A 12,109-nucleotide genomic window follows, 5' to 3' on the forward strand; every position below is an offset into this window, starting at 1 on the left:
CCATGGCGTGCGCCATGCCGGACGTCAAGACACATGCCGGACCACGTACGGGCCGCACGCCGGGCCATGTGCGATCTGCGCGAGCTTACTACTCACTGACCTTCCGTTCGAAGGGTCGAATCCATTGTCCTGAGCCGGTCGCCGTGATCGTCCGGATTTGACCGTCAACAGGTGGTATGTCCTGCCTGATGGGGCGGCACTGCCGGCTCTGGCATGTGCCGGTTCCGACCATGGACCGTCACACCCCTGGGCAGCGCTGCGACGATCGGGTAGCTTCGCAAGCCAACCGCGCGCCGGACCTGCCGGACGCAGACCGGAGCACGCGCCCGGCGGCCGGATCGCCGGGACCGCAGGCCGGGACCGGACACCGGATCCGGACACCAGGACCGGACACCGGGGCCGGACATCAGGATCAGCGCAGGGGACGACGGGGATCGGGGGCACGGTGCGCGAGTTCAGCAGCCCACCGCTCGCCGCCCCGGCCACCGGTGGACTGGCCGACTCGGTGTACGACACGGCCGAACGCACTCCCGGCCTGGTCCAGTTGTCCCGCCGGGCACCCGCCGGAGGCCCGCCGGGCGACCGGTCGCCCGTCGAGTGGCTGGACGTGACCGCCGTCCAGTTCCGCGACGAGGTCACCGCCCTGGCGAAGGGCCTGCTCGCCAGGGGCGTCCGGTACGGCGACCGGGTGGCGCTGATGTCCTGCACCCGGTACGAGTGGACGCTCTTCGACTACGCGCTGTGGGCGATCGGCGCCATCCCCGTACCCGTGTACCCCAGTTCCGCCGCCGAGCAGGTGCGCTGGATCCTGGCCGAGACCCGCGCCGTCGCCTGCGTGGTGGAGAACGAGGACCACGCCATGACGGTCGGCGCGGTCTGCGACGCACTGCCCGACCTCGCCGGCATCTGGCAGCTGGACCGGGGCTGCGTGCCGGAGCTGGTCGAGGACGGGCGGAGCGTGCCCGACGGCCTGGTGCACCGCCAGCGGCTGGGCGTCACCCCCGACGCGGTCGCCACCGTCGTCTACACCTCCGGCACCACCGGCCACCCCAAGGGCTGCCTGCTGACCCACGGCCACCTCGCCGCCGGGGCGGACGCCCAACTGGCCGGCTGGCACGAGGTGTTCCGGGACACCGGCGGAGTCCCGCCCGCGACCCTGATGTTCCTGCCGCTGGCCCACATCTACGGCCGGATGGTGCAGATCACGGCGGTACGCGGCGCGATCCGGATCGGCCACCACGGCACCCTCTCCACCGACACCCTGCTGCCCGCCCTCACCTCCTTCCGCCCCACCTACCTCCACGCGGTCCCGTACGTCTTCGAACGGATCCACCAGCGGGCCCGGGAGGCCGCCGAGGAGGCCGGCCGCGGCGAGCTCTTCGCCCAGGCGGGCGAGGTGGCGATCCAGTGGGCCGCCGCCCGGGAGCAGCGCACCTTCGGCGACGGCCCCGGCCCGAGCGCCGCGCTGCGCCTGCGCCACCACGCGTACGACCGGCTGGTGTACCAGCGGCTGCGCGCCGTCCTGGGCGGGCGGGTCCGCAACCTGATCAGCGGCGGATCCACCCTGGGACGTGAGCTGGCCCTCTTCTTCGCGGGCATCGGCACGACGGTGTACGAGGGATACGGGCTGACCGAGAGCAGCGCCGCGATCACCGCCAACCCGCCGCGCAGGACGAAGGCGGGTACGGTCGGCCGTCCGCTGCCCGGCGCCTCGGTGGCGATCGCCGGGGACGGCGAGGTGTGGGTGCGCGGCGACACGGTCTTCGCGGGCTACCTCAACCACCCGCGCTGCACCCGGCAGGCCCTCCAGGAGGGCTGGTTGGCCACCGGCGACCTCGGCAGCCTCGACGAGGACGGCTACCTGAGCATCACCGGCCGCAAGAAGGACCTGATCGTCACCAGCAGCGGCAAGAACGTCGCCCCCGCCGCCCTGGAGGACCGCGTCCGGGCCCACCCGCTGATCTCCCAGTGTCTGGTCGTCGGCGACAACCGCCCCCACCTCACCGCCCTGGTCACCCTCGACCCGCCCGCCCTCGCACACTGGCTCAAGAGCCACGGCCGCGAACAGCTGGACATCTGGGCCGTCCTGGCCGACCCGGAGCTGCACACCGAGATCCAGCGCGCCATCGCCGCCGCCAACACCACCGTCTCCCGCGCCGAGTCGATCCGCGCCTTCCGCCTGCTGCCGGAGCAGTTCAGCATCGAACAGGGCCTGCTGACCCCCTCCCTGAAGCTGCGCCGCCAGGCCATCCTCCAGCTGCACGCAGCCGACATCGAGGAGCTGTACGCCCCGTAGCCACCGGACGGTCCACGGCTGCCGCGCCCGCTGGGGCGGCCGGGGGGGCCAGGGCGGTGGGGGGACTCGACAGAGGTGCTCCGACTGCCGGGCCCAACCCTTGACGGCCGCCTGGTCCAGTCCAATGTATGGCTCCGGCCTGTGTGCGGCATGCCGAATCCTCTCTCCCCATCAGGGGGTTCCCCTGTCCTTTCCCCACACAGGAGTCCTCTCGTGTCCACGACCCTGCGGCGGCTCGCCGCCTGCGCCGCGAGCTCGGCGCTCACGGTCCTCGGCGCCGCCGTGCCCTCCGCTCATGCCGCCCATGCCGCCCATGCCGCCACCGGCGACCCGGCCGTCGAGACGGTCAACCTCACCACCACCTGCCGATCACGGCCTTCCCGCTGCCGATGCCCTCGGGACAGGACCCCGACTACTTCCGGGGCGTCACCGCCGTGCCCGGCTCCTCGATCCAGGACCACAGCGTCTCGCACCGCGACCCGACCACTCTCTCGGCCGCCGAGCAGCAGGCCGAGATCTGCAGCGCCCGGGACACCGATCTCAGGCTGTACGGCTCCGCCCCGACGGTGTTCCGCCCGCCCTACTCACCTGGAACGCCGACACCCTGCAGGCCGCCGCCGACTGCGGGATCAGCACCGTGCTCACCGCCACGGCCGACTTCAGCTGGGGTCGGTCGAACATCTACCACGGCGGCGCCCTCCGGCCCGGCGACGTCGTCCTCCTGCACTTCACCGACACCCTCGCGAGCGACCTGCAACGTGCCCTCACCGCCGCCGAAGCCGCCGGACTCACGCCGGCCGGCCTGACCGGCTACCTGCCCTGACCCATCCCTTCCGCGAAGCAGTCGCCGCGCTCCGCCCCGGGCCGGGGGCGGAGCGCGGCCGCTGTCCGTTCACACCGTCCGTCAGACTCCGGCGGAGAAGGCGGGCAGGTAGCCCCCGGCCTGGCCGGCGGCCTTGGGGTGGTAGCTCTCGTCGATCGGGAGCGTGGTGCTGTTGAGCCACACCGTGCCACTGGCGCAGATCTCGTGACCGGTGAACAGACCGCGGACGTCCTCGTAGGTGAAGCCCGCGTTGGCGGCTCTCTTGGCGATGACGTCGTCGAGCACGTCCGCCGCGCTGTTGATGGCGGCGCGCTTGGTGTCGCCGATGCCGAATATGCAGCTGCCGCCGATCTTGTAGAGGTGCGGGTAGCCGAGCACCACCACATGGGCGTTGGGCGCCTTGCCCTGGATCGTCGAGTAGACCTGGTCGAGCAGCCCCGGCAGGGTGCCGGTCGCGTACGACTTCGCCGTCGCCACCGCGTCCAGGCAGGCGCTGTCGGTGTTCAGCACGCAGGTCTGCATCGTGCTGGCGAAGCCCGCGTCGTTGCCGCCGATGGTGATGCTCACCAGCGTGGTGGCCGAGTTGAGTCCGGAGAGCTGACTGTTCAACACATCGCCGGTCCGCGCGCCGGAACAGGCCGCGAAGGTGAACGAGGACGTCGAGTGGGCGTTCTTCCAGAGGTACGGGTAGGCGTTGGTGCTGCGCTTGCAGCTGCCACTCTCACTGGTGTAGCTGCCTGCGCCGACGCCGGAGGAGTACGAGTCCCCCAGCGCGACGTAGTTGACGGTTGCGGCGTGGGCGGCGGTCGCACCGACCAGAGTGGTCAGCGCGAGGAAACCGGCCAGAGCGGCTGCGGACACGGCACGAGCAGGGCGCATTGAGCACCTCCACAAAGGTGACGGGGGTCACATTTGTGATACCAGGCAGTAGCTACCTCGAACAGTGCTCATGCCAGAATTGTTGATTGCCAGAACCCTTGTGACATCGTCAGATGAACGGGACGTCAACTCCCCCGGTCGATCCTGGTCGCTCCCGGTCGCTTCCCGGCCCTCCCTCCCGGTATTGCGGCACCCCCGCATCCCGGCAGCGGTGGCTCAGCTCCCGCAGACCACTTCCAGCTCGAAACCCTGAGCATCGATCAGGTGCACGGCCTCTCCGGTGTCCACGCGCACCTGCCAGCCGGCTCCGAGCGCCGCCGCCACCGCGTCCCGCGAGCCGTGCACCGCCAGGTGGTTCAGCCCGGCACGCAGGCGCTGATGACCGCCCGGCAGCAGCGCGGGCGACTGCTCCAGCACCACATAGCTGTCGCCGAGCCGCCAGCTGCGCCCATGCTCCCAGTGCTGGAACGGCTCGCAGCCGAGCGCCACCAGCACCGGCCCCCACTGCCGTTCGGCCTGGCCGAGGTCGTCCACCCAGAGTTCCACGTGATGGATCAGCCCCACGTCGCACACACCCTCTTCCTCGCCCCGCTCTGCCCCGGTGCCGCCCCGGTGCCGCCTCCGCCTCGGCTCAGCGCAGGAAGAGCGAACCGGACGACGGGAGTTCCTCGATCGTCTCGTTGGCGGCGGCCGGCACTCCCAGCTCGACCACGGCGGCCGCCACCGCCGTGTGCGCCTGCCGCAGCCCGGCCTCGCCCCAGCCGAGCAGTTCGACCGCCAGGCCGGGCGCGACCAGCAGCCGCCGGTAGTGCCGACCGGAGGCCGGGTCGGGCGCGGTCGGCCCGACGGCATGGAGGGCCGCAGCCATCCTGACCCGGGCGCACTCGTGGCCGCCGTTGGCCGAACCGACCCGATCGTAGAGGTAGCCGAGGTAGTGCGGCGGACCGATCACTGCCTGCGCCTCCTCACCCGCCTCGCGCGCCAGCGCGACGCCCGGGTCCCCGTCGTCCTCGGGCTCCAGCGAACCGCCCGGCAGGCTGACCACACCGTCCCTCGGGTTCACCAGCGTCAGCACCCGCCCGTCCGGGACGAAGAGCCACCCCCAGGACTGCTTCACCGGAAGCCCGCCGGGCACCGCCTCGCCCGGCCGCCACGGCCAGCCCGCGTTGGGACGGCGCCGCACCCGGCCCAGCAGCTCGGCAATCTCCGCGCTGTACTCGATACGGCTCACTCGTCCCCCCCTCCGGTGGTCGGGCCCGCGCGCTGTGCGGTGCGTGGTCGGTTCGGGTCGGGGGACGACCGGGCAGGGCGGTGCCGCGGCGCGCTCCGACCTGTTGATCTTCCCCGAACATGCGGTCGATGAACAGTCCTGACCGCCGCACGGGGCATGCCGCACAGCCTTGCGGAAATGGACAACGGAGGACGAACCGGGAGTCGACAGCAGGCGAACGGCAGCTCAACCGACCCCCCTCCGGCCGCCGCCCCGCGCGGTGCTGTCCACCATCAGCGCCCGGCCTCACCCGTCTCCCCGGCGGCCGGACCGTGCTGCTCCCCACACGTGTCCACCGGCTCGTCCGGCGCCACCGACCCCTCCGGCCCCTCGGGCTCCTTCGACTCCCCAGGCTCCTTCGACTCCTCCGTCCGCTCGGGCGGACGGGCCGCCCGCGCCGCCTCACGGAACGGCAACGGGAACCCCGCGCAGGCCACCAGCCGCTCCGGCGAGCCCTCCGGCTCCACGGCCACCAGCGTGGCGGCGGTCTCTAGCGCCGACATCGGCCGCAGCCAGCCGTCCACCAGCACCCAGCCCAGCACCTGGCGCTCACCCGGCTCATGCCGCCCCGGCGCGTCCCGCTCGCCACCCGGCCCGACCCGGCGGTACAGCAGCAGCTCTCCGGCCCCGTACCCGGCGACCGCCGCCGCGAGCGTGACGCAGAGCGCCTCCACCTCCCGCCCGGAGGCCGTGAACGCCCCGGACGCCACATCCAGCTCAGCGTGCGCCGCCAGCTGCTGCCCGTCCATCAGACCGACCGAGCGCAGCGTGAGCAGGTGACGCCCCTCCCCCGCACCGGCGCCGAGCTCCAGGTAGACCTCGGACGCGTAGTGCAGCACGGCGGCGAGCCGCTCCTCGGGGTGGTCCTCCCAGCCGACGGCCACCAGCAGCGCGGAGCAGCCCACGGAGATCCGCACCCGGGCCAGGTGGTCCGCCAGCAGGACCGGGAGCAGCTCGACCAGGCACTCGCCCCGGTAGACGAACGGCTCGCCGGCCAGCTCCGGGTCAGCCGCGTACGCGACCCTGGCCACCGGGTCGTCCGGGGCCAGCAGGTGCTGCTCGCAGAAGTCGGTGTAGTCGACCGGCTCCAGGACCCGCAGGTGCACGTCCACCCCCTCGCTCCGCAGGGCGCGCAGCTGGCTCTCGGTGCGGCGCAGGTAGTGCCCGTAGTCGACCCCGGCGAACAGGCCGTGCCCGCGCAGCCGGGCGAAGTCGGCCGGGTCCGCGGCCACCGCGAGCGCCACCGGCTGCCGCAGCGCCCCTCCCGCCCCTCGCAGGCGCCGCCCCCGACCTCGCCCGCCCCGGGACGCCCCGGCCTCCCCCGCATCCCCCGCATCCCGGCCCCCGGCCGTGCGGCTCCCCACCTTCGGCTTCCCCGGCTCCGGCCTCCTGGATTCCGGCCCCCTCAGCCCGGAGCCCCCCGGCTCCGGCCGCCTCGGCCCAGACCTCTTCTTCAACCTCGACGGCCTCGACTTCGACGGCCTGTTCGTGGACGACATGGACCCTCCCTCGCAACGGCTGCCGGACCACCCACCGACGGCGGGCCACCGACACCGGCGACCATACAGAGCGTCACTGACAATCCACTCTCCGCATCGTCTCGGAGTGCGGATACCCCGCGCTGTCAGCAGCTCCCGTTACGGTCGGGGATCACGCGACTGCCATATCCAGACGCGGCCCGGCCACAACGACAGAGCACCGTTGCAACGGGCTGCCGTCCCAGTCACCGACGCAGCAGGGAGGGCACAGTGCCGGAGGAACGCGGAACCGTCGGCAAGCGGGTACGCCGCCGGCGGCTACGACGCGCACTGGCCGAAGCCAATCTGCCTGCGGACATCGCGAGCTGAAACATCGTCAATACGCGGTCGGGCCGACAGCCTCGACTGCCCACCCATCCGGCCTGCTCCGGGGTATTCCGACCGCTATCAGTCACGTTGGCCACCTGGTCGGCCACTGTGGTGTGCCGCTGCCGAAGGTCGACCGGTGGCTCGGGCGCGGCTCCGCCATGATCACTGCGGGCAGCTGCGGTCACCTGCGCCCCGATGCGGGTGAGGGGGTGAGGACGGTGCTGGGCGGGCGTTGTCAGAGGTAGCTGTGATACTCGGTGGTGGCCAGCCCCACCCCTGCTGGCCGTGTGCCGACTCGGAGGGACCGGAAGTGGCGAACATGCAGGTGAGGGCGGTGCTGTGAGACTGCTCCATACCTCCGACTGGCACTTGGGCCGCTCGTTCCACCGGGAGAGCCTGCAGGATGCCCAGCGCGCGTTCCTCGACCACCTGGTGGCGGTGGTGGAGGAGCACCGGGTCGAGGCGGTGCTGGTCGCGGGTGATGTGTACGACCGGGCACTGCCGGGGCTTGGGGCGGTGGCGCTCTTCGACGACGTGCTGCACCGGCTGGCCGATCTCGGTGTGCCGACGGTCTTCATCAGCGGCAACCACGACTCCGCGCGCAGGCTCGGGGTGGGCGCCGGTCTGATCGGGAGGGCCGGTATCCATCTGCGCACCGACCCGGACGGCTGTGCCGCCCCCGTGCTGCTGGCCGACGAGCACGGTCCGGTGGCCGTCTACGGACTGCCGTACCTGGAGCCGGCGCTCACCCGTGAGCGGTTCGGGCTGGCGAGCGGCGGGCACGCCGAGGTGCTCCGCGCGGCGATGGCGCAGGTCAGGGCCGATCTGGCGGAACGTCCCGAAGGGACCAGGGCAGTGGTGCTCGCGCACGCCTTCGTGACGGGCGGCGAGCCGAGCGACAGCGAGCGGGACATCACGGTCGGCGGTGTGGCGAGCGTCCCGGCCTCGGTGTTCGACGGTGTGCACTACGCGGCGCTGGGTCATCTGCACGGCTGCCAGACCCTCGCCCCGCACCTGCGCTACAGCGGCTCCCCGCTGGCCTACTCGTTCTCCGAGGCGCACCACCGCAAGACCATGTGGCTGGTCGATCTCGCCGCCGACGGTTCGGTGGCGGCCGAGCGGCTCGACTGCCCGCAGCCCCGTCCGCTGGCCCGGCTCGGGGGCCGGCTGGCCGAGCTGCTGACCGACCCCGGGCTCGCGGTCCACGAGGAGTCCTGGGTCCAGGCCACTCTCACCGATCCGCTCCGCCCGGCCAATCCGATGGAGGAGCTGCGAGGGCGCTTCCCGCACACCCTCCAACTGCTCTTCGAGCCCGAGCCCACCCCCGGCGAGGAGCACGTCTCGTACGCGGACCGGGTCAGCGGCCGCGCGGACCTGGAGATCGCCGAGGGCTTCGTCCGGCACGTCCGCGGCGGCGGTGAGGTGGACGAGCTGGAGCAGGGCTGGCTGCAGGAGGCCTTCGAGGCCGTCCGGCTGGCCACCGAGCGCGAGCAGGAGCTGCCCCGATGAGACTGCACCAGCTGACGCTCACGGCCTTCGGCCCGTTCGCCGGGACGGAGCAGGTGGACTTCGACCACCTCGCTTCGGGCGGCCTCTTCCTGCTGCGCGGCGCCACCGGGGCCGGCAAGAGCAGCGTTCTGGACGCCGTCTGCTTCGCGCTGTACGGCGAGGTGCCCGGCGCCCGGCGGGGCAATCCGCTGCGCAGCGACCACGCCCAGCCGCTGCTGCCCACCGAGGTCCGTCTGGAGCTGACTCTCGGCGGGCGCCGCCTGGAGATCACCCGCAGTCCCGAGCAGCGGCGCCCCAAGCGCCGGGGCACCGGCACCACGGTCGAGAAGCCGCAGACGCTGCTGCGCGAGTGGTCCGCCGACCTCGGCGACGGGACGCCGGGCTGGCAGGCCGTGAGCCGGTCGCACCAGGAGGCCGGGGAGGAGATCCGGCGGCTGGTCGGGATGAGCCGAGAGCAGTTCTGCCAGGTGGTGCTGCTCCCGCAGGGGGACTTCGCCCGCTTCCTGCGGGCCGATGCCGGGGACCGCGCGGCGCTGCTGCGCCAGCTCTTCGACACCGGCCGGTTCGACCTGGTCGAGCGCTGGCTCGGCGAGCAGCGGCGCAGGCACGAGGCGGCGGTCCAGGGCGGGCGGCTGCGGCTGCGCGACCTCGTGGGCCGGACGCAGCAGGCGGCCGGCCCGGGTGCCGAGCCGCCGGAGGACTGGGTGCCGGCCGAGGACACCGCAGGCGCGGCCTCCGCTGCCGGGCCTGTGGGGCAGACGGCGGGGGTGCTCGGCTGGGCGGCGATCCTGCGCAGCGGTGCCGCCGAGCAGTCGGCCGTGGCGCGCTCCGCCGCGGCCCAGTCCGAGGCGGCTCATGCGGCGGCCCAGCGGGAGCGGCAGTGGGCGGCCGAGCTGGCCGACCGCCAGCGCCGCCACCGGGCGGCCGCGCTGGAGGCGTCCCGGCTCCGCGACTCGGCCGACCGCCTGGCCCACGACGAGCGGAGACTGGCCGCCGCCCAGGCCGCCCTGGGTGTGGAGTCCGTGCTGCGCCTGCGCGACAGCGCGGCTGCCGCGCTCCAGGCCGCGCGGCAGACCGAACGTGACCGCAGAGCCGCCCTGGCACGGCTCGGCACCCCCTGCGCCGCCCCCGACGGCAGTCCGCAGAGTGCCACCCCAGGCGGGTCCACCCGGTCTCGCGCGCTGCCGCCGGGCGATGTGCACTTCCCCGAAGCCCCGGCCGCCCCGGTCGACGGCGGTCCCGGTTCCGTCGCCCCTGGCCAGCGCCCCGACGCCGAAGCCGAAGCCGGTGAGGCCGAACTGGCCGAGGCCGAAAGGCTGTTGCAGGCACAGCTCGGGCTGTTGGAGGCGGCCCGGGCCGACGAGCGGCGGCAGGCCGGGCTGAGCCACGAGCACCACCGGCTCACCGCCGACCGGGAGCGGGCGGACGAACTCGCCGAGGAGGCCAGGGACTGGCTGCGGGACTTCGACGACAGGCTCGCCGCCCTTCAGGAGGAGCGGGAGGCCACCCGCGCCGCCGGGGCCAGGGTCGAGCAACTGGACGCCCGCTGTGCCGACTTGGACAGCCGCCTGGCGGCCGCCGTCCGGCGGGACGAGCTGCGCGGCAGGATCGTCGGCGCGGAGGCCGAGCTGTCCGTGCTGCGCGCCGCGGCGCAGGACGCCCGCGAGCACGGTCTGGATCTCCGGGAGCGCCGGCTCACCGGCATGGCGGCCGAGCTGGCGGGCCAACTGCACGAGGGCGCGGCCTGCCGGGTCTGCGGGTCCGAGGTGCACCCCGCCCCCGCGCAGCCGTCGGCCGCACAGGTGAGTGCTGCGGACGAGGAGGCTGCCCGGGCCGCGCAGACCCGGGCCGAGCGGGCGCTGTCGGTGGCCGACGCGGCCCTGACGGCGCTGCGGGTGGACGAGGCGGAGGCGTCCGGCGCCGCCGGTGCGCAGCGGGCCGGCGAGGTCCGGGCGGCGCTGGCGGAGGCCGAGCGTGATCGCCGCGCGGCCGTGCGGGCGGCCGAGGGCCTCGGGGCGGTGGAGCAGCGGATCGGCCTGCTGACGGGTGAGCAGGCCCGGCAGCAGGCCCAGTTGCGGCAGGCGGGTGAGGACGCTGCGGCCCTCGCCGGGCAGCTGAAGAAGCTCGCCGAGGAGCAGCAGGAGCTGGCCCAGCGGGTCCGCGTCGCGCGGGCCGACGCGCCGTCGGTCGCCGCACGGGCCGACGCGATCTCGGCGTCGGCGGAGGCCGTGGTCGGCACGCTGGCCGCCGTCCGGAGCTCGGTCGCGGCGGCGGCCCGGCTGGCGGAGGCCGAGCAGGAGCTGGCCCGGACCAGCCTGGCGGCGGGTTTCGCCGACCCCGAGACGGCCCGGACCGCCATGCTGCCCGCCGCCGAGCGGAGCGCCCTGAAGTCGCACCTGGACGAGCAGCGCGCGGCCCTGGACGCGGTCGAACGCCGGCTGGCCGACCCCGAGTTGGTCGCGGCGGCGGCGCATCCGGCGGTCGACCAGGCTGCTGCGGAGGCGCGGCTCCAGTCGGCCACGGCCCGGCTCAGGTCGGCCTCGGCCGCCGAGAGCGCGGCTGCGGAGCGGTGCGCGGCGCTGGCCCGGCTCGGCCGTGAGCTCACCGAGCTGGCCGAGGGTCTCGCCCCGGCGCTGGAGCTCCACGGGCGGATCAGCCGGCTGGCCGGGCTCGCCGCTGGTACGTCGTCGGAGAACACCCTGCGGATGCGCCTGGAGTCGTACGTCCTGGCGGCCCGGCTGGAGCAGGTGGCGCAGCGGGCGAGCGATCGGCTGGTGCGGATGTCCGGCGGCCGGTACACGCTCGTCCACAGCGACGACCGGGTGGCGGGCAACCGGCGGTCCGGTCTCGCCCTGCGGGTGGTGGACGCCTGGACGGGCATCGCCCGGGACACCGCGACGCTCTCCGGCGGGGAGAGCTTCTTCGCCTCGCTCGCCCTGGCGCTCGGTCTGGCCGACGTGGTGACGGACGAGGCGGGCGGCATGCCGCTGGACACGCTCTTCATCGACGAGGGCTTCGGCAGCCTGGACGAGAACTCGCTGGAGGAGGTGATGGACGTCCTGGACGGCCTGCGTGAGCGGGATCGGGCGGTCGGCATCGTGAGCCATGTCGCCGATCTGCGGTCCCGGATCCCCAGTCAGCTGCTGGTCCGCAAGGGCCGCCACGGCTCCAGCCTGCACCTGGCCACCCGCACCGACGGGTAGCGGCGGGTAGCGGGGGGCACACCCGGGCAGGACCTCGGCCCGGGCGGCCTCAGCCCGAGCAGGCGATGCGCTGGGCCTCCTGCCAGGTGCAGACCGGGCACAGGGTGATCCCGGGGTGGTCCGCGGGCAGTTCGGTCGGGTCGCCGCACCGGACGCAGTCGGCGCGCGGCCCGGTGAGTGCCGGGTCGTGGGCGAGGGCCCGGACGGCGTCGCCGTCCGGGGCGAGGGCGCACTGCTGGGTGTCGTCCGTCATACCGCCCTTCCTACCCCCTCCGCCCGCCC

Annotated in this window: 9 protein-coding genes and 1 pseudogene; 5 read left to right on the top strand and 5 right to left on the bottom strand. The window is 73.9% G+C overall.

Features of this window, described 5'->3' with window-relative positions; genetic code table 11:
- The first annotated feature begins 445 nt into the window (after window positions 1-445).
- From UK12_RS00755 to UK12_RS42900, 3 genes and pseudogenes are all read left to right on the top strand, one after another.
- On the top strand, window positions 446-2,296 hold the full coding sequence (locus tag UK12_RS00755; protein ID WP_045298246.1) for an AMP-dependent synthetase/ligase: 1,851 nt from the start codon (window positions 446-448) through the stop codon (window positions 2,294-2,296).
- Between the two features lie 128 nt (window positions 2,297-2,424).
- Window positions 2,425-2,871, top strand: a pseudogene (locus UK12_RS44905) (polysaccharide deacetylase family protein); the annotation flags it as partial.
- A gap of 62 nt (window positions 2,872-2,933) precedes the next feature.
- Window positions 2,934-3,119, top strand: coding sequence for a hypothetical protein (locus tag UK12_RS42900; RefSeq protein WP_052681286.1), 186 nt, complete (start codon window positions 2,934-2,936; stop codon window positions 3,117-3,119).
- Window positions 3,120-3,200: 81 nt separating this feature from the next.
- Here UK12_RS42900 and UK12_RS00765 read toward each other — a convergent pair whose 3' ends face one another.
- The 4 genes from UK12_RS00765 to UK12_RS00780 all read right to left on the bottom strand — a co-directional run bounded on the left by UK12_RS00765 (window position 3,201) and on the right by UK12_RS00780 (window position 6,512).
- Window positions 3,201-3,998 (bottom strand): SGNH/GDSL hydrolase family protein, encoded by a 798-nt coding sequence (locus tag UK12_RS00765; protein ID WP_045298248.1) that lies wholly within the window; start codon window positions 3,996-3,998, stop codon window positions 3,201-3,203.
- Window positions 3,999-4,214: 216 nt separating this feature from the next.
- The gene (locus UK12_RS00770) at window positions 4,215-4,562 is read right to left on the bottom strand and encodes a glyoxalase (protein ID WP_197084436.1); all 348 of its coding nucleotides are present in this window, start codon (window positions 4,560-4,562) and stop codon (window positions 4,215-4,217) included.
- Window positions 4,563-4,629: 67 nt separating this feature from the next.
- Window positions 4,630-5,229, bottom strand: coding sequence for a hypothetical protein (locus UK12_RS00775; protein WP_231590978.1), 600 nt, complete (start codon window positions 5,227-5,229; stop codon window positions 4,630-4,632).
- Between the two features lie 272 nt (window positions 5,230-5,501).
- Complete coding sequence (locus UK12_RS00780; RefSeq protein WP_045298250.1) at window positions 5,502-6,512, bottom strand: hypothetical protein; 1,011 nt, start codon at window positions 6,510-6,512, stop codon at window positions 5,502-5,504.
- 942 nt (window positions 6,513-7,454) lie between these two features.
- Here UK12_RS00780 and UK12_RS00785 point away from each other — a divergent pair.
- Both UK12_RS00785 and UK12_RS00790 read left to right on the top strand, forming a co-directional pair.
- Window positions 7,455-8,624, top strand: a complete 1,170-nt coding sequence (locus tag UK12_RS00785) for an exonuclease SbcCD subunit D (RefSeq protein ID WP_045298252.1) — start codon at window positions 7,455-7,457, stop codon at window positions 8,622-8,624.
- Window positions 8,621-11,827, top strand: a complete 3,207-nt coding sequence (locus UK12_RS00790) for an AAA family ATPase (RefSeq protein ID WP_045298254.1) — start codon at window positions 8,621-8,623, stop codon at window positions 11,825-11,827. Before UK12_RS00785 ends, UK12_RS00790 begins: the two co-directional genes overlap by 4 nt.
- 49 nt (window positions 11,828-11,876) lie before the next feature.
- On the opposite strand, the gene UK12_RS00795 is transcribed toward UK12_RS00790, so the two are convergent.
- Window positions 11,877-12,080, bottom strand: a complete 204-nt coding sequence (locus UK12_RS00795; RefSeq protein ID WP_045298256.1) for a hypothetical protein — start codon at window positions 12,078-12,080, stop codon at window positions 11,877-11,879.
- Window positions 12,081-12,109: the final 29 nt, after the last annotated feature.

Source organism: Saccharothrix sp. ST-888 (assembly GCF_000955975.1).
Taxonomy (GTDB): Bacteria; Actinomycetota; Actinomycetes; order Streptomycetales; family Streptomycetaceae; genus Kitasatospora.

Coding starts and splice junctions, on each gene's coding strand:
- UK12_RS00765 (WP_045298248.1), bottom strand. CDS start 3,998: ATGCGCCCTGCTCGTGCCGTGTCCGCAGCCGCTCTGGCCGGTTTCCTC.
- UK12_RS00790 (WP_045298254.1), top strand. CDS start 8,621: ATGAGACTGCACCAGCTGACGCTCACGGCCTTCGGCCCGTTCGCCGGG.
- UK12_RS00795 (WP_045298256.1), bottom strand. CDS start 12,080: ATGACGGACGACACCCAGCAGTGCGCCCTCGCCCCGGACGGCGACGCC.